The organism is Haloimpatiens myeolchijeotgali (assembly GCF_042688525.2).
GTDB lineage: Bacteria > Bacillota > Clostridia > Clostridiales > Clostridiaceae > Haloimpatiens.
Genome location: NZ_JBHWAB010000002.1, coordinates 23,799 through 45,946, shown reverse-complemented (window position 1 = coordinate 45,946; position 22,148 = coordinate 23,799). Strand labels below are relative to the sequence as shown.

The 22,148-nt window shown below is 24.7% G+C and carries 11 protein-coding genes and 1 pseudogene; 6 read left to right on the top strand and 6 right to left on the bottom strand.

The genetic code is table 11. The features are described from left to right. Positions 1 to 480: 480 nt before the first annotated feature. Both ACFIJ5_RS18065 and ACFIJ5_RS18060 read right to left on the bottom strand, forming a co-directional pair. The gene (locus ACFIJ5_RS18065) at positions 481 to 2,925 is read right to left on the bottom strand and encodes an ABC transporter permease (protein ID WP_379809679.1); all 2,445 of its coding nucleotides are present in this window, start codon (positions 2,923 to 2,925) and stop codon (positions 481 to 483) included. Then, positions 2,922 to 3,653: an ABC transporter ATP-binding protein gene (locus tag ACFIJ5_RS18060; protein ID WP_379809678.1), complete on the bottom strand. Its 732-nt coding sequence runs from the start codon at positions 3,651 to 3,653 to the stop codon at positions 2,922 to 2,924. The genes ACFIJ5_RS18065 and ACFIJ5_RS18060 overlap by 4 nt, the downstream gene beginning before the upstream one ends. A gap of 697 nt (positions 3,654 to 4,350) precedes the next feature. Here ACFIJ5_RS18060 and ACFIJ5_RS18055 point away from each other — a divergent pair. After that, complete coding sequence (locus ACFIJ5_RS18055) at positions 4,351 to 6,849, top strand: ABC transporter permease (protein WP_379809677.1); 2,499 nt, start codon at positions 4,351 to 4,353, stop codon at positions 6,847 to 6,849. Positions 6,850 to 6,945: 96 nt separating this feature from the next. Here the strand turns inward: ACFIJ5_RS18055 and ACFIJ5_RS18050 are convergent, their stop codons facing one another. Both ACFIJ5_RS18050 and ACFIJ5_RS18045 read right to left on the bottom strand, forming a co-directional pair. After that, the gene (locus tag ACFIJ5_RS18050; RefSeq protein ID WP_379809676.1) at positions 6,946 to 9,255 is read right to left on the bottom strand and encodes an ABC transporter permease; all 2,310 of its coding nucleotides are present in this window, start codon (positions 9,253 to 9,255) and stop codon (positions 6,946 to 6,948) included. Then, positions 9,252 to 10,565, bottom strand: a complete 1,314-nt coding sequence (locus ACFIJ5_RS18045) for an ATP-binding cassette domain-containing protein (RefSeq protein ID WP_379809675.1) — start codon at positions 10,563 to 10,565, stop codon at positions 9,252 to 9,254. Before ACFIJ5_RS18045 ends, ACFIJ5_RS18050 begins: the two co-directional genes overlap by 4 nt. Positions 10,566 to 11,148: 583 nt before the next feature. Between ACFIJ5_RS18045 and ACFIJ5_RS18040 the strand changes: the two genes are divergently transcribed. Together ACFIJ5_RS18040 and ACFIJ5_RS18035 are read left to right on the top strand one after the other, a co-directional pair. Continuing rightward, positions 11,149 to 11,940, top strand: a complete 792-nt coding sequence (locus ACFIJ5_RS18040; RefSeq protein WP_379809674.1) for a ParA family protein — start codon at positions 11,149 to 11,151, stop codon at positions 11,938 to 11,940. 2 nt (positions 11,941 to 11,942) lie between these two features. After that, positions 11,943 to 12,287, top strand: coding sequence for a hypothetical protein (locus ACFIJ5_RS18035; protein WP_379809673.1), 345 nt, complete (start codon positions 11,943 to 11,945; stop codon positions 12,285 to 12,287). A 434-nt stretch (positions 12,288 to 12,721) separates the two neighbouring features. Here ACFIJ5_RS18035 and ACFIJ5_RS18030 read toward each other — a convergent pair whose 3' ends face one another. Together ACFIJ5_RS18030 and ACFIJ5_RS18025 are read right to left on the bottom strand one after the other, a co-directional pair. Next, positions 12,722 to 14,422, bottom strand: a complete 1,701-nt coding sequence (locus tag ACFIJ5_RS18030; RefSeq protein ID WP_379809672.1) for a replication initiator protein A — start codon at positions 14,420 to 14,422, stop codon at positions 12,722 to 12,724. Between the two features lie 291 nt (positions 14,423 to 14,713). Continuing rightward, the gene (locus tag ACFIJ5_RS18025; protein ID WP_379809671.1) at positions 14,714 to 16,405 is read right to left on the bottom strand and encodes a replication initiator protein A; all 1,692 of its coding nucleotides are present in this window, start codon (positions 16,403 to 16,405) and stop codon (positions 14,714 to 14,716) included. A gap of 1,690 nt (positions 16,406 to 18,095) precedes the next feature. Between ACFIJ5_RS18025 and ACFIJ5_RS18020 the strand changes: the two genes are divergently transcribed. From ACFIJ5_RS18020 to ACFIJ5_RS18010, 3 genes and pseudogenes are all read left to right on the top strand, one after another. After that, complete coding sequence (locus ACFIJ5_RS18020; protein ID WP_379809670.1) at positions 18,096 to 18,638, top strand: helix-turn-helix domain-containing protein; 543 nt, start codon at positions 18,096 to 18,098, stop codon at positions 18,636 to 18,638. Between the two features lie 255 nt (positions 18,639 to 18,893). Beyond that, positions 18,894 to 20,278, top strand: a pseudogene (locus tag ACFIJ5_RS18015) (ATP-binding protein). 513 nt (positions 20,279 to 20,791) lie between these two features. Next, complete coding sequence (locus ACFIJ5_RS18010; RefSeq protein ID WP_379809667.1) at positions 20,792 to 22,045, top strand: hypothetical protein; 1,254 nt, start codon at positions 20,792 to 20,794, stop codon at positions 22,043 to 22,045. Positions 22,046 to 22,148: the final 103 nt, after the last annotated feature.

The window sequence follows — 22,148 nt, the reverse complement described above, 5'->3', positions numbered from 1 at the left end:
AAATCACTCTCCTAGATTGAAAATAGTTTTAAATTAAATGGACAATATTCCCATATAATTATACCAAAATATAACATTTTATTCTATTAAATTATAATTATCTTTGGAATATCTTTATCACTATCTTCTTTTTTATTTTAGTATAAAACAAAAAGACAGTTCATTATTTTTATCTGCAAATTACAGATTAAAATAATGAACTGTCCTATTCATAAAACTAAGCTTCTCCTACTTCCTGTAAGAATCTATAGAAGAATGCTGCTGCATATTGTTGAGCATATTTAACTGTTTTAATTAGATCATTAATATTAAATTTAAAAAAGAATACCGTAACAGTAGTTATAACTAGCCATAACTCACAAGATATAAATATATTATGTGATAAAATTTATAATATAAAAAATGGGAAATTAGAGTATAAAAAAACAAATTCCTTTTAATAAAAAACCTAATGAGAAGGAAAACTTCTCATTAGGTTTTTTAGTTATTATCTCTTATAGAATCTACAATATTTGAAGATGTTACTTTTTTTAGTGGATATAAGCTTGCACTTATACATACAATAATGCTTATTATTAATGCTATTAACATGGAAAGTATTGGAGCTCCTGGCTTCATTCCTTCTACTACGTTATAAAGTAAAATACACACTATAGAAGAAATAATCAAACCAAATATAAAACTTAATATTCCATAAAACATTCCTTCATATAAAACTATTTTCTTTACATGTTTTTTGTTAAGGCCTATTGCTCTAAGTACTCCAAACTCTTTTACTCTCATTAGTATATTTGTATTCATTGTATTTACTATATTTAAAATGCTTATTATAGCTAAAAATCCTACAAAACTGTTCATTAATATAGATATATTTTTTCTACTTTTTTTAATTGTATCTATTGCTTCAAAATAAGATGTACATAATCCCGTAGGAACTTTATCAGCTATTGTTTTTAAATTATCTTCAATAGTCTTTATATTTGCATTTTTATTTATAGATATATCAATTTCGTTATATCCATCAACATTAAAAAAATTCTTAAGAACTTTTTCATTTACTATAAAAGGAATCTTAAATCCTTTTTTTTGTACAAAATAAGGCATATCTGAAACTATTGCAGCTATTTTAAAAGATTTTTGTTTTGGATTAGGTTTATCCTCCTCATATTCTCTTAATATAATTTCATCTCCTACTTTAAGATTAAGCATATTTGTAAAATCTGTTTTATTTATTATAATTTCATTATTTTTACAAAAAGAATCTATATTTAAATTTCCTTTAACTACATATTTAGATAAATCTTTTAACATATCTTTAGTATATCCATTACCATAACTTTGAAGTATATACTTATTTCCTTCTGTTTTTAAATTAGTACGTGGAGCATTTAAAAACTTTTTAGTCATGTTTTCTTTTTTTAATACAGCCTGAAGTCCAAGAGTTCTATTTTTAATAACTTTTTTAACCCCAGGTATATTTTTAATAGTATCTACATCATTATCAGTATACAGTTTACTTCCATTGTAAAAATCAGATACACCTAATTTAAAATCACCATTAGTAAATCGTGTACTAGGATCATACATAGGAAAATGATTAAAATAATAAGTAGATACTATAAATAAAACTATACTAAAACCTAAAGAAAAAATAGTTACTAAAGTTCTTTTTTTATTTCTCCAAAGATTTTTATATGCAAAGGAATTTATATTTTCAAAAAAATTACTTATAAATCCCTGTTTTTTATGATTTATTTTTGATGAAGTTGTTGTATTTAATACTGCTTGTAAAGGAGATATTTTTGATGCATGAAACGCAGGAATTAATGTGGATATAAATACTCCTATTAATGAAACTACAGCAGCAAATATTAATATTTTATAAGAAAAAGTTAATTTAGCATTTACTACATTAGATAAAGATATTACTTTTTTATATACAGCTTTTGATATTAAACATCCCAGTATAAGACCTAACGGAATAGATATTATACTTAAAATAAATCCTTCTTTTAAAACTATTTTTTTTATTTTTGAAGTTCTAAATCCTATACAACGTAATACTCCATAGTCTCTTATTCTTCCTATTATAGATATATTAAAAATATTGTATATAACAGCAATGGCAGCAATTGATACTATTAAAGTAAAAAGTATTGTAGTAATATTAGGTTTATTACTATCTTTAATAAGATTTATTAATCCACTATTTATCTGAATTTTGTCTTTTTTAATATTAAGTTTTGATTGAATTTTAGATATTTCTTTTAATGCTTTTTCAACAGAGATAGTTTCTTTAGGAACTACAAAAACACCGTATTTTACAAGCTCTTCAGGTAAATCTTTAATAGCTAAAAAAGATACTATACCTAAAGATGATCCACTATATTTTGAACCAGCCTTATTTTTTATTACTCCTGAAAGAATGAATTCTTTACTAAACTCATGATAATTTTTACTAACCCCACAGCTAAGATTTAATTTTATTTTAGAACCTATTTTATTAGGTAAATTCATTTCTTCCAAATACCACTCATCAATACATATTTCATTATATTTTTCTGGAAAAGTCCCCTTTATAAGCTTACAATTTTCTATATCCATGGTTTTATTATCCCATGCTTCTATATTAAGTCTAAGTTTTTCTGAAAAATCAGTAGTCCCATAAATACAAGATAATCCTACTTTATTAAAAATAGGATTATCTTGTATATATTCTACCTCTTTATCCTTAGTAACTTCAATTCTAGCATATTGTTCTCCATAAGCATTTTTGGTATCCTCAATTAAGTTAGCCTTGATACTACTACTTAATAATCCTACTGTTGCTATAAGCGCTGTAGATATAATTATACTTATTATTATAAACATTGTACGTTTAGGTTGCTTTTTTATATAACTCATTATTAATTTTGAATCTTTCATTTAAGAGACACTTCCTTTGATCCAGCTATTTCATCTTTAGCATTACTAGAAGTATTTTTTTCATCTTTTACAATTTGTCCATCTACTATAGTTATTATTCTATCTGCACAAGAAGCTACTTTTTCATCATGAGTTATCATAACCAAAGTTGCATTGAATTTTTTTACTGAATATCTCAGTATTCTTAAAACATCTTCTGTAGTTTTACTATCTAAATTTCCTGTAGGTTCATCTGCAAATATAACAGAAGGTTTTACAGCTAAAGCTCTAGCTATAGCTATTCTTTGTTGTTGACCTCCTGATAGTTCATTAGGATAATGCTTAATTCTATCTTTAATTCCTAGTGTAGTTATAATTTCCTTTATATAAGAATTATCAACTTTTGTATTATCTACACTTAAAGGAAGTAGTATATTTTCTTCTCCAGTTAATACTGGTATAAGATTAAAGGATTGAAAAATAAATCCAAATTCTTTTCTTCTTATATCAGAAAGTTTATTTTCAGATAATTTATAAATATTTTTCCCATTTAAAGTAACTTCTCCACTACTAGGTTTATCTAATCCACCTAATAGATGAAGCAAAGTACTTTTTCCAGAACCACTAGGACCAATTATAGCTACAAATTCACCTTTACTTATCTCTAAATCTATAGATTTAAGAGCCTGAACCTTAGCAGTATCCTTACCATAAGTTTTACAAAGAGATCTAGTCTTTAATATATTCATATATGCCATCCCCCATATATTTTTTAAAATTTTTTATGTTATTAATAATTACTTCAACTTCCGCAGGTGAAAAATAGCCGCTACGGGAAATGATATCTTGCGTAAGAAACATTTGAGCAAAGTTTACAAGTTCTTAGCTTTACGAATTTGAAAAAAGTTATTTTTTAATTACTGATTCCTACGGAATATTAATTAAAAAATCTTTTTTCAATATGAGTAAAGCTTAGAACTTGTTACTGAAGTGAAAGGTTTCTGAGCAGGATATCATTTCCCTTCGCTAAGCAATATTTTTTTACTGCGAAAGTTGAGTAATTACTTAATAAATTTATAATATCAAGATACTATCTTTTTTTTTCATATCTCTTAATTTTAATTATAATCATTAACTCTATTTTACATTTATATAACTTTTTTGTAAATATACAATTCATTTCTAATGATTGTTCTTGAATTCTCACAAATCAACGAGCTATTACCCTAAAAAATCATATGTACTATGGTACAATATTACATATATGTATTATATATATTATTTTTACTTTAAATTTACAATTTTTTATTTTAGAAAAGGTAGGTGTTTTCTATGTTAAGAATAATCAACATAAATTTAAAAAAATTAAAAAGTCAAATTTTCTAATAATTGCAAAGTCAAAAATATAAAATATAATGAAATCATTAGTGATGAGGTGATAAATGTATGAAAACCAATAAGCTCATTATGCAACATCTAAAAAAACAGCCAAAACGTTCTATATCGATAATATTGAGTATCATTTTAGCTGTTTGTTTAATTACTACTATAGGAATTATAGGAGAGTGTATCAAAAATTCAGCTATTGAAAATGTAAAAAGAACACGGGGATTTTATCATTTACAATACAAAAATATAACTAAAAATAATGTAAACTATATTCAAAACATAAAACAAGTTGATAAAGTAGGAACTTTACTTTTATTAGGATACTGTAACAACGGAAATTCATCACTTAACATACAAGGTGTAAGTGATAATTATTTCGATATGTTTTATAGACCTCTAATAAAAGGAAAATATCCTAAAAAATCTAATGAAATATGCATAGATGAGTGGTATTTAAAAAAATTAAATATTCCTACACAAATAGGTCAAAAAATTCCATTAACATTAAATAAAATACTAATGAAAGACAATAAGCCTGTTCTTAAAAAAGATAAAATCCCTATTATGCATAAAACAACTCAAACTTTTATCTTATCAGGTATACTTAAGGATAAAGCAGGAAGTAAAGTTGATAATACTGCCTTTGGTTATGTACCTTTAAAAACAGTAGAAAACTTACTTCCCAAAAATTATTTATACTACTATAGTTTTCTACAAATAAATAAAAATACAGATATAAATACTCTTAAGAACAAAATAGATGTAAATTTGAATCTTGGATCTGAAAATTCTGAAATAAATTACAATCTTATTAGCGCTTCAGGAGAAAATTTAAAATCTAAAATAGCTGTTTTAATTCTTACTTTAATAGTTTCTATAGCTGCTATAGCTGTTATTTATAATATATTTAATATGTCAATAATTGATAGAATAAAAGAATTTGGAATTTTACGTTGTATTGGATTTAGACCTATTCATATTAAAAATCTAGTAATAAAAGAAGGTTTGCTTTTGAGTATTATAGGAATTCCTATTGGACTTTTTTTAGGACTCTTAATCTCAAAAATAGTTTATCTTAAAGTAGATCAAATATATGAACAACAAAAAATATTATTTATTTTTTCTAATAAAATTCTTATTTTTTCTGCATTAATTGGATTGATTACTGTTTTACTATCTACACTTGCTCCTTCAAAAAAAGCTTCCAAAGTATCTCCTATAGAAGCTGTCTGCGGTACTAAAAACTTAGAAGTCAATATACTAAAAAAGAGAAAATGGCATAAATTAATAAAAAATACTTTTGGAAATATAGGAATGATTTCTTATAAAAATTTGTGGAGAAATAAAAAACGTACAAAAGTAACTATTATATCTCTTTCTACTACAATTATATTATTTATAACTTTCTCTTACTTCGTTACTCACATGCCTGTAAGTAACCCTGAACAATATTTTAAAAATGGACAATTTAAATTACAAATTGAAAGAAATTTCATTCCCCAAAATGGATATTCAAAAAAAGACATAGAACAAATAAAACTCCTTCCTGATATTGAAAATGTGTATGAAATGAAATTTTTAACAGGAAATGCACTATTAGAAGATAATTTTGTAAAGAAAGATATTATTAAAGATACTTATGTACAAACTACTAAAGATGAAACTACAAATAAAATATCTACTCCTATAAGCTTTAAAGGATATAATGATGACATGCTTAAAATATTAAGAAAAAATATAGTAAAGGGCTCTATAGATATAAATAAAATGAAAAAAGAACCTATAGTACTAATAGGCTTAGATCCTTCTAAAAAAATATCTAAATATTTAAATTTAAAAGTTGGAGATATAATAACATTAAATGTTACAAATGATTTCAAGAATGAAAAATTTTATAAAAAAGAACAAAAGTTTATTGTAGGAGGTTTTGTTGATAAAATACCTTTTTCTTTAATTCACAATCAAACTCTAGATATTATTGCTAGTAATGATATACTAAAAACCCTATGTCCTTATGATAATTTCAAAAGATTAGATATAAAAATAGAAGATCCTTCTAAAAAAGATTATGTATTTTCTCATTTACAAAAAACATCTAATAAAATTTCTGGAAGTAAATTATACTCTTTTTATGAGGATGTAGCTAGTTTAAAACAAGCAAAAAGAAATATTAACTTTTTAATATACAGTTTTATAACTATAATAGCATTGATAGCTATTTTAAACATTATAAATACCATGAATACTAGTATTATAGTAAGAAAAAATGAGTTTGGTATTATGAGGGCTGTTGGTTTTACAAAAGAACATTTAAAGAAATCAGTATTATTAGAAGCTTTATTCTTTGCAATTCTAAGCAGCATATTGGGAATTCTTATTTCAGGAATATCTTGTTCTTTTGTAAAAGTTTTATTTGAAATACAACATGGTACTCCAGCAATTCCAATGATAATAGCATTTGTATTGAGCACTTTTATTTCAATAATTGCAGTATTAGTACCAATTAAGAAAATTGTTTGTGATAATATTGTAGACACCATACGCTATGTTGAATAAGCTATTTATCCATTCTTATTTTTATAAAAGGTGTAAATAACAAAAATTAGACGGTTCACTTTCTTTGTGAGAAATGAACCGTCCCCTTTTTTCACTCTAATGCGTAGGAGTATGAACAGGAACTAAACAAGTTGCTAAAGTACCATAATTATCACATTTTTCTTTTACTTCAGAATAAAAATTAATAGGATTATCATCTAAAGCAAATTTACTATTAAATATTTTTTCAAAGCCTACTTTATCAATAGGAGTATCAGATTTATAGATTGTATCTATAAGTTTATATAAATCACTTTTTTCATTATCAATAGAATACAATATATTTGCACTAGCATAATCAATATTAGATCTTTTTGAAGAAATATCTTTTTCTATCCTTTTTACCTCTTTAGATAAGGAATCAGCATAATTTCCATAAAAATCTCTTATATCTCCATTAACTTCTCTGTAATTATAATCTAAAATATACTTATCCAAATCCCCTGCTAAAGCTGTTACTATTCTTGTGTTAAATAAATAATATCCCCATCCACTTTTTAAATCCTTATCACTTATATTTTTAAGAAGTATATCATCTATGGCAGACTGCGCTATATCTTGAATCCAGGTATTATTTCCTGTAGGAGCATCAAATTTTCTTCTGTCTCTTACTCTTATTTTAAGTGCATTATCACTTAGATTACTTGGATTATCCATAAAATAGATTTGAAGAGTATCTACATCTATATCATCTTCAACCATAGCATTAAGCTCTTTATGAGAAACATACCATATATCAAGAAGATCATCTACAGTTACTTTAGCTTTTGGTATATTTCTATACATTATCTTAACATCTTCTTTTTTCTTCATAAGCCATGCACCTTTATAAGCCATTTCCATATTATCTATCATAGAATCTGGATTTTTTAAGCTATAGTTACTTTTAAATAAACAAGTATCATCTTTTAAAGCAATAAAATTACCTGTCTTTTTATCAAATAGGGCTTTTAATTCATTTTCAGTCCAATCCTTAGATTCCATAAAAACAATGCTTTTTTTTATATTTCTAGGATTTTGTGCAGTAACTCTATAACTTGAACCATCTACTATATTAAAATCATCTATCGATATACCATCATCATCTATTTTTATTTTATTTTTAAAGCCTATATCTTTTTTTATATTTTCACAATTTGTATCACTTATAAATACTGCATTGCTTTTATCTAGATTATCATAATTTAAATTTTTTAAGGATACATATTTTATACCCCTATCTTCGAGAAATTTTTTTGCTTCATTATCATCACAAGCTAAAACATATATAGTATCCTTTGTGTTTTTTATTATCCTTTGAGCTATAGTTCTTTTAGAATTAATATTATAAGAGAATATGAGAAATATAATAAAAATGGCAGCAAGAGCTCCACAACTTCCTTTTAATAAAGGTTTTCTTATCTTTTCACCTTTACCTATATACCATATATTAAAAAGAAGTAAAATAATACTAAATACTGATAAACTTATAATATTAGACCATACCATTTGAGAGGTTAATATAAGATTTATCATAACAGATATTCCCATAAATTTTTCGTTAAATCTAGCCCCTTGTGCTAAAAATAATACCCAATACGCTATAGGTACAATATACCCTAGTAAAGGTTTCTTAGATAAATTAGAAAATGTTAAACCAAGCATACTTAAAAAAGTAGATATTATAAGAATTGCTAAGAATTTTTCTAAATTATATTCAAGACCTAAAGCTAATGCAAATAAATAACATATTAATATAGCTCCTTCACTAAATATCCATCCATGAAAAAATCTAATTAGCATTTGTTTATAAATTGGGGTTTTACATGTAAAAAGTATACCTTCTCTGTGCTGTATATATTCATCCGATAATACATTTACTGTAAGGAATAAAGGTATTATTATAAAGAATATTTTAATGGAATTCCATAGAACTGGTTTTCTATTTAATAATATCAACAATATGGCTGCCCCTACAATTCCTATAACTCCTCTTCTTACGATTTTTGATTGTATTTTAAAGGTGTAATTTATTTTGATTTTTGAAGCTTTTGATTCTTTATTTTTTCTTTTCTTTACGGACATAGGAGAATAGAAGTATATAGATGCTGCAAGTAGAATTATTCCTAATAGAATAAAAAGTACTCTATTTTTAATTAAAAATGGAATAAATGAATCTGGCAATTTCTCTCCAGAAGCTAAAGCTCCTATTTTTGAACCTGCTAGTGAGAAATCTATTAATGTATTTTCATAAAAGGATTTAAGCATAACATATACTATAGGAACTATTGTTGTTACTATTGTTGATTTAGATACAATTAAAATAAAATAACATAAAGAAATAATATAAAAAGCAGATGGAAGTAAGTATATAACAAAAGCTTTCAAAAAAGGAATTGGTGAATACGGTGCTGCTTTAAAATAAAGAGGAATAAAAATGAGAATACATATTTCAAAAAAACTAAAAATAAGTACATTAGAAAAACAGCTAGAAATTTACCTAAAACATAGCTTTTAGATTCTATAGGCTGTGTAAAAATAACGCTATTCATCTCTGTTTTATCATCGTAAAAAAATATATAATTTATAAATAAAACAATAGGAATTACACTTAAATCACAAGTTGTTCGAAATACATAATAAGCTACAGAATTAGCAGTACAAAGACATCCCGCTTGAATAGGATTATTTACAATTAGCGGCATAAAAACAACTAATATTACACCTACCCAAAATAAAAAGCTTTTTCTTATTCTATTAAATTCTTCCCCTGCTACTGTAAAAAGATTACGAAACAATTTTCTCACCTCTTTTTTGTTTTCCATAAAATATATATAACCATCTTCTAGATTAGGAACTGCTTTTTTTATTCTTGAATTTTCCTTTAAATTTTCTCCAAGAACACGAACTCTTATCCCCTGCTGTGTTTGCTTCATAGATATTATTGAGTATTTATTTTTTATATCTATAAGTTCTTTTCTGCTTTCAGTACATATCTCCCATACCTTACCTTCAACTTTATTTACAAAATTTATAGGTGTTCCTGTATAACTTAAAGTTCCTCTGTCAAGCAACGCTATTTGCTCGCAAGAAGCTGATATATCTTCAACAATATGAGTTGATAATATAACTATCTTATTTTGACTAAGTTCAACGAGCATGGTTCTAAAGCGAATTCTCTCCTCTGGGTCAAGTCCAGCTGTTGGTTCATCTACTATTAATACCTTAGGATCTTTTATAACTGCCTGGGCAATTCCAATTCTTCTCTTCATACCTCCTGAAAATCCACCTATTTTTTTATCTCTTACATGCAATAAATTTACTTTATTTAATATTGATTCTATTAGTTTTGACCTTTTATTTTTATCTCTTATATTATTTAACTTAGCGATATAGTCTAAAAATTCATAAGCTGTTAAATCAGGGTATACACTAAATTCCTGTGGAAGAAAACCTATAATATTTTTAATTTCCATTTTATTTTTCTTAGTATCAAATCCATTTATTATAATTCTACCTTTAGTAGGTTCTGTTAAAGCAGTTATCAATTTCATTAATGTTGTTTTACCTGCTCCATTGTGACCTAAAAGACCAAACATACCTTCTTTTATTTCTAAATTTATGTTGTTTAGTGCTTTAAATTTACCATATGTTTTTGTTACATTTTCTATTGTTATTTTATTTTCATCAGTTTTCATTTTTTTGCCCCCTTTTAAAAATGTTATTTTTAATAATTCAACTTTCGCAGGTGAAAAACAACCGCTGCGGTAAATGATATCTTGCTTAGAACTTGTAAACTTTGTTCAAATGTTTCTTACGCAAGATATCATTTCCCTTCGCTAGACAGTATTTTTTTACTGCGAAAATTCAATTAGTAATTATCATAATAATATTATTAAATATACATATATACATTATATAACAAATATGTAATAAAAATATATGGAAAATATAAACTATTTACCCCTTCTCTTTTATTTTTTAACTTATCACTTTTAACTTGTCACTTATCACTCATCAAATATATTCTCTATTAATTTTTGTATTAATTATTATATTAATTAATATATTAGAAACTATAATATATAATATAATATTAAATACATTATAAAAAATCCTATAAAATATATTTAAAAATATAATATAAAATAAAAAACATAAAATATTAATAATTTTATTTTAATATATATTATTTATGATATAATATTTTTTATAAACTATTATACTAACATTTAGTAAATCAAAGATTCTCAACCAATCACATATAAGGGGTGGATACCAGTGAAAATTATTTGTTTAGGAACCTTCAAAGGCGGAGTAGGTAAAACTATGTCTGCTTTTAATCTTGCAGGAATCTTAGCCGAAAGAGGTAAAAAAGTTTTAGCCCTTGACATGGATGCTCAAGGCAATCTTACAAATAACATTGGCATAGATAGAACAGAGGAAAACTTTAAAAGTGTTAAAGATATTTTAGAACATAACATAAAATTTGAAGATGTTATAATAAAAAGTCCAATAAAAGAACTAAAAAATTTAGATGTCATAGGAAGTAGTTTTTATTTAATAGAAACAGAAATAAGACTCATGAATAGAGCTAACAGAGAAAATATTCTAAAGAATTATATTGAGGATAATAAAGACAAATTCAATGAGTATGATTACGTCATCCTTGATACAAACCCTTCTATGTCTATAATAAATCAAAATGCTTTTGCATGTTCTGATAGTATATGTTTAGTTGCAGATGCTGATTTAAATGCAATTGAAGGAATACAACTTTTTCAAGCTCTTTGGGATAACATAAGAAGAGATCTTAGAATTGAAGATAATATAAAATCTATAATAATAAATAAATACGATAAAAGACTTAACATATGCAAGGATTTCATGGATTTTTGTAATGAGGATAATGACATTAAAAATCTTGTATGTAAAAATGTTATACCTAGAAATGTTAAGCTCCAAGAATGTGTTTTAGAAGCCAAACCTATAAATTTATATGATAAAAAATGTGCAGGATATAGTGCTTATAAAAAGTTAATAGACGAATTACGTGAAAGAGGTGTTTTATAATCATGGCTAATAAGTTTAGAAAGGCTCTTAGCAGCAGAGCAGTTAATATGAACGAGGTTGATAAACAAAGTGAAGTTAAGAAAGAAAGTGTTGAGAATAGTGATGATGTTAAAAATAATGATGAAGTAAACAATGAAATAGAGGAAACTGAAGATTTTCAAAAAAATGTGTTTGCTTCAGAGCTTTTAAAGGATGTAGGTGTTTCAAAGAAAAAGGAATTTAAAAATAAAACTTATTATTTGAGTGTGGATGTTACAAAGGAAATTTCAAAGGTTGCAAAGTCAAAGAAAATGAGTGAATCAAAGCTTTTAAATGACTTATTGGAAAAGATATTTCTAAATAAATAGTGCTAAACAGTCGCTACGGGAAATGATATCTTGCTCTGAAACCTTTCACTTCAGTAACAAGTTCTAAGATTTACTCATATTGAAAAAAGATTTTTTAATTAATATTCCGTAGGAATCAGTAATTAAAAAATAACTTTTTTCAAATTCGTAAAGCTAAGAACTTGTAAACTTTGTTCAAATGTTTCTTACGCAAGATATCATTTTCCTTCGCTAGACAGTATTTTTGTACTGCAAAAGTGGATAAGAGTTCAAATAAAATGCTCAAGGCAAAGATATATTTGGAGTTTATGTTTAAAATTTTTATATTACACAATAAAGCTTATTGGGGCTGTCGCACTAAGCGTAAATACTACAATATATTGTATGCGAATTTCTTAATGCGACAGCCCTTTAGACACTTATTGTAAAGATAGCTTTTGCGGTTCCAAGCCCATTTATTCCTTATATTCTCGCTTAAATTCATCAAAATATTTTAACTTTCTAAAATCCCTTATAGTACTTTGAAGCTGATCTTTAAAAAGTTTACTATTTTCATTTTTCTTTTCAAACTCTAACCATAATTTTTTTTGATTTTCCCAGTTTTCTCTTTCACTTTCTTTAATATCCTTATCAAACATCTTAAACTGTTTTATTTGAGTTTTACACTTAGAATTTAAATTATCTAAAACAGTATCATAAATTATCTTATATGCGCCCTCGTCTTCCCTTTTAAGCTTTTGTATTTCTTTATCTAAATACTTTTGATACTCTTTCTCGATAATCTGTTTTTTATCAGCAATACTATTTCTCTTTGCTCTTTTATTTTTTTCTATAAAATCAATTATATGTTTATGAGTATTTTCTATATTGATTTTAGTTTTTAATGCAAAAGTCAACATAGCTGAAAAATCTCTTATGGATTTCTTATTGTTATATTCTTTTTCTTCCAACCATAAACAATATTTTATAATTTCCCACTTATCATATTCTGCTAAAAAACTACCTACAATTTTTTCGTTAAAGCCCTTATTTATTAAATATTCCTTTAAATTCTCAGGAATATGAACCTTAAAACTAGGTTCTTCGTTATCTACTGCAATTTCTAACTGCTTATACTGAGTTAATTGATTAATTATATCCTCTTTAGTACTATCAAAAATTATATATACACACCGTTCCTTAACATTGTTTATAAGCACTTCATCTCCAAAGAAATAATCTGATATGATTCCGAAAGCTTTTAAATATTTTAAACCACTTATTAACCTTTCCTTAATTTTAGATGGCTGTTTATCGTAAATTGGAATTTTATTTTTCAAAACCTTAAAACTTCTTTTTATGTATTTTACCTTTTGTTTGTTAGATAAATACAGGTTACCTTTAATATAGGAATATAACCTTCTAGAAAGCCCTCTAGAGGGTAGAGAAAAGTATTCCTTAGGGTTAATGTACTTTATGTACTCATATCTTATATTGTCTATAATAACCCTATTAAACTGTACTTTACATTTTGACCTTACAATTTCACCTTTTATACGTTTTTCACTTTCAAATTCACAATCTAATATTAAGTTAAATCCTTTTCCTTTTGATCTTAAATATTTATCATTTTTTTTATTAAAAATAACTCCTTCACCTAAACTGTGATAAGTAGCATACTTTAATTTATATATTTCTTTAATTAGCCTCTCTAAACTTTTACCACCTGTAGATTTATTCATAAACTTAGCAAGTTCATATAATGTAAACTCCATTTCATCACTAGCAATATCATAAGTGTTAGTAGATTCATCAAAGCAAATAGGTGATATCTTTTGTATGTACAAGCCTATCAAACCATTCCATACATCCATAGTAGTCATATCTGGAATTGAATGTATTATAAAAAGTTCTCTTTTTTTACCTTTACTATCTACCCAAGTTCTATATACTGAAGGATACTTTCGATAATCAATTGGCACTGGTGATTTTTCTAAATCTTCTTTAAGAATTTCTATAGCCCTCTTTACTCCAGTGCTCACATCATATTTTTTTTCTAATTCTCCTATGTTAGTGACTTCTTTTTTGCTAGAAATGAATAAAGGTGCCTCTATAATATTAATATCTATTATACTTGTGTTTTGTTGAATTGTTTTTTTCTTTTCTACATTCCTCATTTTTCATCGTCCCCATAATTAAAATATATTAATAATATATCATAAATTTCTCGTACTTCAAAGAAAATTTCTCGTACCTCACAGAAAGTTTCTCGTACTTTATAGAAAGCATTTGTCGTACTCTGTAGAAAGTTTCTCGTACCTTGTAGAAAATTTCTCGTACTTCACAGAAAAATCGCTTTGCTATCCGTTGATATAAGCCCCTCTAGAAAAATGTAAGTAACATCACCATATTTATACTATAAATGTTATTATACTATATTTATACTGTCTTTTTACTATTAAAAAAAATCACTTATATTCTCTTTTAAATTCATCAAAATATTTTAACTTTCTAAAGTCTCTTATAGTACTTTGAAGCCTATCTTTAAAAAGCTCACTATTCTCATTTTTCTCTTCAAACTCTAACCATAATTTTTTTTGATTCTCCCAGTTTTCTCTCTCATTTTCCGTAATATCTTTATCAAACATATCAAACTGTTTTATTTGTGTTTCACACTTAGAATTTAAATTATCTAAAACAGTATCATAAATTATTTTATATGCTCCCTCATCTTCTTTTTTAAGTTTTTGTATTTCTGTATCTAAATACTTTTGATATTCTATTTCTATAATTCTTTTCCTATCAACAATACTATTCCTTTTTATTTTTTTATTTTTTTCTATAAATTCAATTATATGTTTATGAGTGTTTTCTATATTAATTTTAGTTTTTAAGGAAAAAGTTAACATAGCTGAAAAATCTCTAATAGATTTCTTATTGTTATATTCTTTTTCTTCTAGCCATAAACAATATTTTATAATTTCCCACTTATCATATTCTGCTAAAAAACTACCTATAATTTTTTCATTAAAACCTTTATTTATTAAATATTTCTTTAAGTTTTCAGGAATCTTCATTTCAAAAGAAGTTTCTTTTTTATCAACTTCAATTTCTAGCTGTTTATGATGTGTTAATTGATTGATTACAGATTCTTTTTTACCTTCAAAAATTATATATATACAGCGCTCTTTAACATTATTGATTATCATATCATCTCCAAAGAAGTAATCTGAAATAGTATTAAACTTTATTAGATTTTCTAAAGGTTTTTCTAAACGTCTTTTAAATTCTGAAGGATATTTAAAATCTACTGGTAACTTAGTTGATAATATATCATAGCTTCTTTTTATATATTTATAAACTTTACCCTTTTGTTGATATTTATTATTTTCTATGTAGCTGTACAATCTCCTAGTTAATCCTGAAGGTAAAGAAAAATACAAAGTAGGATTTAGAAATTTTATATACTGACATTTAATATTATCTATAATTAAATTATTAAATTTAACCCAACATTTCTGTTTACCTAATTTCTTTCTAGCATTTTTAACACAATCCATAATTTCTGTAATTTCAAAATCATCTATTAAAGAAATACCTTTTGTTCTACTAACTATATAATCATCAATTTTTTTGTCATATATAGTTCCGCAGCCAAAAGAAAAATATTGAGTTGTTTTTAGTTGAATTATAGCTTCTTTTAATTTGTCAAACATATTTCCGCTAATAGTTACTTTCATAAACTTTGCTAATTCATATAAGGTAAAATACATTGTGCTATTTTGTATATCGTAAGTATTCGTTTCATGATTAAAAGATATTGGGCTTGATTTTTTAATATATAATCCTACTAAAGCATACCAAACATCCATAGTAAAACCATTTGGCAATTTCATAATCGAAGTTGTTAAAAGCTCTCTTTTAAATCCCCTACTATCTTGCCAAGCACGATATTCTACAATAGTATTTTGATTTTCAGGAGCTATAAACTTTAAAATTTTCTTAGCGTCTTTACTAATTTCTTTATCTTCTTCTAGTTGTTTTGCTGTTGTTAACTTCTTAGATTGTTTGAATATAAAAAAAGGTGATTCTAACATGTTTATATCCATAAGAAAGGATTTTTCTTGAATAGTTTTTTGCTTTTTACTCTCTTCTCCCATAATTAAAACTCCTTAAATATTGTACTATTTTCATAAACTATATATTTATATTGTACTATTTAACAAGAAAAAATTAAATACCTTAACTTGATATTGTACTATTTTACAAGAAATATTGTACCTTTTTACAAGTACACTATTGTACTATTTTACAAATAATATTGTACCTTTTTACAAGAAATATTGTACTATTTTACAAAAAAAACTTTGAAACTCAGCTTATATCAATGGTTCCAGAAAGTTTACTATACATCACCATATATATACTATAAATGTTATTATACTGTCTTTTTACTATACTAAAAAATACAACTGATAATTAAACCTTTTTAACTATTAAAAAAGGATATCTTTCTAGAAAAACTTTAATTATTTTTGTTTTTTAGTTACTAGCTCAACTTTCCCAGATAAAAAATAGCCGCTACGGGAAATGATATATTGCTTAGAAACCATTCACTTTAGTAACAAGTTCTAAGCTTTACTCATGTTGAAAAAAGATTTTTTAATTAATATTTAGTAGGAATCAGTAATTAAAAAATAACTTTGTTCAAATGTTTATTAAGCAATTTGTTAACATATCCTTAATAACTTTTATTAAGGATAAAAGTATTGAAAATAAAAGAGGTTATAGAAGGTTAATAAACTTTGTAAGGCTGATAAGAAGATTTATAGCCTTTACATTAAGCCTATATTCCATTCTAAGCTTATTAACAAAACTTTTAGTATCTTTCTATATAAAGAGATTCATTTGCTAGGACAAGCCTTTATTTAGGCTTAAAAACCTACTCAATTAAATATTAAATTTATTCAACCATTATTCATTTTTAATTATTAATTATTTTTTGAGTAATATATCATTTTCCTTTGCTAGACAGTATTCTTTACTTTCAAAAATTGAATTTATATTATATTGAATAGAAAAGGAAAAAAGGCTAACAATATATAAATGTCAGTATATATAGTACTGAAAATAAATATTATATATAAAAAGGCTATGGCTTTAATGCCATAGCTTGGATATAACTAATGTTATGATTGGAGATATTATTGTGGCGATAATACTCCATATCATAAGTTTTTGATTAATTGAAAAATTTTTATGTTTAATTTTCATTTAAATCACCTCTCTTTCCTTATCAATTAAAATTTAGATAACGTCTGTATTTAATCTGAAGTTAATTGAAATTATCCATGAGCTTAACTGTAGGATATTTTAAATTATAGGTGATTTAGTAAGGTGTTATAGAGACACCTTTTTTTTATATTTTTATTTTGTAATTTGTTTTTGCTTGGGTATAGTATATAAGCTTTTAGGTGTGAAAATATACGTAGTAAAAAATTTGAAATGTTAATACAATTTATACATAATATTTTATTCCATACATTCCATATGCATTATTGTTTGTATTTATTTTGTTCAAAAATATAAATTTTATACAACAAGAAATGAATGTTTGTTACGTAATATATAATTTTTCTCAGCTAAACAGTATTCTTTAATATAAAAGTTAATTTAATAATTAAAAAAAGTATATTTTTTACAAAACTAAAAAAAGGAAAAAAATTACATATAGAGAATTATTAATTATGACCCTAATAAAATAAGGTCTTAAAATAAATACATAATAACATTTATTAAGGGTAAAAATATTGATAATAAAGGGTTTTGAGGGGGTTTAATAAGTATTCTATGGATGATAAAAAAGTTTTTGAATGTAAGGAAAGTTACAGCATAGGAGAAGTATGTAATATCATTGAGTGTGAGGATCATGTACTTAGATACATTGAGAAAGTTGTTAATCTTGACATAAAGAGAAATGAACATGGAGAAAGAATTTATACTATTGAAGATATAAATAATATTAAGTTTATATTTAAGCTTAAAGAGGAAGGTCTAAATTATGCTGCAATTAAAAAGGTATTAGAGCACAATTCTGAAGTTGCTGCAGAGATGGAAGAAAAGGAGGAGGAAGAAGAAAAAGAAGAAAGCAAAGAGTTAATGGTTGAAAGTGAAAAATTAGAAAAATTTATGGATGTTATGGGTAATTTAATGGATGAAAAAATACAGCCTATTTATGATGAGATTAGTACTATAAAAGATCAAAATACAAAGTTAAAAGAAGATATTGAAAAGGAACAGGAGAAGCATTTTAGGCAATTGGATGATAAAATTGGTAAGTGGAGAGAAGAGCACAGCAAGAAAAAATCTTTGTTTAGTAGGATTTTTGGCTAAACAGTATTTTTAACCTGTGAAAATTGAGTATATGTTATATATTTTTTTACTCAATCAAGATTTACTTAATTTAGATTTACTAAATCTAAATTAAGTAAATCTTGATTGAGTTATGTTGTTTTTGGTATAATAAAATATAAGAAGAATAATGAATTTATTTTTAATTGTTTAATTTTCGATAGATATTGAAATAAAAATATGATTACTATATTTAACGAAAATTGGATATACATTTTAAAAAAGGAGTAGTAAGGTATGTTTATAGGCAGAAAGTATGAAATGAATATTTTAAATTCACTTTATAAAGAGAATAAATTTCAATTTATAGTTATGTATGGAAGAAGAAGAGTTGGGAAAACAAGGCTTTTAAGTGAGTTTTGTAAAGATAAAGAAACAATATTTTTTGTAGCAGAAGAATACAATGAAAAAGCAGCTCTTGATAAGTTTTCACAAAAAATATTAGAACACTTTGAAATGCAAGAGTTTATATCTTCCTTTGAGACATGGGAAAAAGCATTTTTGTTTTTAGCAAAAAAGGTAAAGATAAAAAACTTGTACTTGTTATGGATGAATTTCCCTATGTTGCCATGAGTAATAAAAGTATTCCTTCTCTTTTACAAAATCTTATAGATCATGAATTAAAAGATACAAAACTTTATATTGTTATTTGTGGATCCTCTATGAGTTTCATGGAAAAAGAAGTGCTTTCTTATAAAAGTCCTCTTTATGGAAGAAGAACTGCACAGCTTAAAATAGAACCTTTTGATTTTTATGACAGCATAAAATTTTTTGAAAATTATAGTTTTGAGGATAAAGTGAAAAGCTATGGTATATTAGGAGGAATACCTCAGTATCTTTTAAAATTTGATAACAACTATTCTGTAGGAGATAATATAAAAAAATATATTCTTGATAAATCAAGTTATCTGCATGAAGAACCTTTAAATCTTTTAAAACAAGAACTTAGAGAACCTGCTATTTATAATTCAATAATAGAAGCTTTAGCTTCTGGTTATACAAAATTGAATGAAGTATCAACTAAGATAGGGGAGCCTACAAGTAAGTGTGCAAGTTATTTAAAAACTTTGATAGAACTTCAAATAATAAAAAGACATGTTCCTTCAGGGGAAAAAGAAACCTCAAAAAAAACTATTTATAAGATACAGGATAATCTTTTTAATTTTTGGTACAAATTTATTTTTCCAAATACTACTTTAATTGAACAGGAAATGATTGATTATATTTATGAAAATAAAATTAAACCTGAATTTAGCAATTATATAGGGCATATATATGAAAAAATATGTATAGATTATTTAAATCGGAAAAATAAAAAAATGCTTCTTCCTTTTGTGTTTGAAAAAATTGGATCATGGTGGGGAAATAATCCTATAAAAAAACGTCAAGAGGAAATTGATATACTTGCTATATCAGAAAATAAAGCGATAATCGGTGAATGTAAATGGAGAAATGAACTTTTGGACATTAATGTAGTGAATTCTCTTATTGAGAAAGCTCAAATTCTTCCTTATGAAGAAAAGCATTATATTTTCTTTTCAAAAAGTGGTTTTACAGAAGCAGTTATTGATTTTTCAAAACATAATCCAAGTATAGAATTGGTTCAAGATCTCTTAAGTTAATATTGTAATTAGGGACGGTTCATTCTTTTAAGCTGTAGTTTAAAGCAATGAACCGTTTCTTTTTTATATTAAATATTAAAATAAATCTTATATTATAAATTATATTAATTAATATATTAATATTTATATTAGAAAATATACTATAAAATAAAAAATGTATGCTGCAGTTGAGAAAAATATTTATTTAGAAATGAGATTATATAAATAATACAAAATCACCATAAAATATATAAAATTTTACAAATAAAGAAGGAATTATCAAAATTTCGTAGAATGTTATTTTATGTAATTAAAATAAAAAGGTTATATAGATTAATATTGGTTATAAATCAAAAACATTATTTATTGTCATATGTAATTGAAAAAATATTGTATTAAAGTGCATATAAATTAGTTACAAAAATGATTATAAGTGTATTTTAATAATTTGAAAGGAAGTTAAATATTGTATATATGATAAGAAATAAATAAGATCACTAGTGATGATAGATATGTGGCAAAAAGGGGGACTATATGCATATTAATAAAAGAGTCAAATTAGCAGTTATAGCCATGATTTTAGTAATATCTATAGGTACATTATTTTATAAAGTATCAAGTAAACCAATTACAGAAGAAAAATGGCTTAAAGAAAATAGTACAAGCATTAATCTAAAAAATGATGACGACTTTTCTGGGTTTGAATTGTTAAAAGATGATTTGGATAAGCATGATGTCTTTTTCACTGGGGAAATGCACGGCGTTGGTATAAATGATGAGTTACATTTTAAATTTTTAAAATATTTTGTAAAAAAAGCAAAGGTAAAAAATTTTCTTATAGAACACTCACCTTGTGAAGGGTATTTTCTAAATAAATATATACAAACAGGTAATATTGAATTTTTAAATAAGTTTTCACGTAATGTTAATTGCAGCAAAGAACAATATGAGAAGTGGAAAGGAATATATAAATTTAATAGTATATTAAATAAAAAAGATAAAATACAAGTAATAGGGATAGATATAAGCGATTCTGATGAAACATATTATTATTTTTTATCATCTATTTTAGATAAGTATAAAATACCAAAAGAGATTTCAAAGGATATCCAAAGCTTTAAAAATTTAAAATCAAAAATGCAAAATAGTTCTTATGAACAAATGGCAAATTTAGTTGGAGATTATAAAAAAAGTGTAGAAAATAATAGTGATTTATACAAGAATTTTTTAAATAAGGATTTTAAAATATTTGAATACGTTCTAGATAATTTTTATTATTGTACAAAATGGAATAACATTACTCTTAAAAGTGAAGAGTTCTTTAAATACAGAGAAGAAAAGATGTATGATAACTTAAAAAAAATATATTCTAATTTGCCAAAAGGTAAATACTACGGACATTTTGGAAATGATCATATACTCCAAAAAGGAAATAATTTAGCAGCATTTATAAATGAAAATAATAAACTAAAAAATAAAGTTTTATCAATACGTACTTTATATGAAAATAGTTTTTCTTTATATTTTTGCAAAGGAGAATATATACCAGTTGATCTTCCTAAATTAAATGCAAAACTCACTGCGTTATTAAATCCTTTAAATAATTCAAATCAAGTGTTATTTAAAATTACAGGAGAAAAATCACCATTTAGTAAAATAAAAGATTCTAAGTATTTTCAATTAGACATGAAAGAGGATAAGAAACCTCTAGAGAAATATTGTGTAAAAGATTATTCTCAATATTTTTTATTAATTCGTAAAGCTAAACCAGTAACGCCAATGAAATGAACTTTTTAAATAAAGATAAAAATATGAAATGAATACTATAAAGAAAATAAAGTTATGTTTACAATTCTTATGATGAAGAATTTGGGGTGATAACAATGAAACA

Coding starts and splice junctions, on each gene's coding strand:
- ACFIJ5_RS18060 (WP_379809678.1), bottom strand. CDS start 3,653: ATGAATATATTAAAGACTAGATCTCTTTGTAAAACTTATGGTAAGGAT.
- ACFIJ5_RS18030 (WP_379809672.1), bottom strand. CDS start 14,422: ATGAGGAATGTAGAAAAGAAAAAAACAATTCAACAAAACACAAGTATA.
- ACFIJ5_RS18055 (WP_379809677.1), top strand. CDS start 4,351: ATGAAAACCAATAAGCTCATTATGCAACATCTAAAAAAACAGCCAAAA.
- ACFIJ5_RS18025 (WP_379809671.1), bottom strand. CDS start 16,405: ATGGGAGAAGAGAGTAAAAAGCAAAAAACTATTCAAGAAAAATCCTTT.
- ACFIJ5_RS18020 (WP_379809670.1), top strand. CDS start 18,096: ATGGATGATAAAAAAGTTTTTGAATGTAAGGAAAGTTACAGCATAGGA.
- ACFIJ5_RS18045 (WP_379809675.1), bottom strand. CDS start 10,565: ATGAAAACTGATGAAAATAAAATAACAATAGAAAATGTAACAAAAACA.
- ACFIJ5_RS18065 (WP_379809679.1), bottom strand. CDS start 2,925: ATGAAAGATTCAAAATTAATAATGAGTTATATAAAAAAGCAACCTAAA.
- ACFIJ5_RS18010 (WP_379809667.1), top strand. CDS start 20,792: ATGCATATTAATAAAAGAGTCAAATTAGCAGTTATAGCCATGATTTTA.
- ACFIJ5_RS18035 (WP_379809673.1), top strand. CDS start 11,943: ATGGCTAATAAGTTTAGAAAGGCTCTTAGCAGCAGAGCAGTTAATATG.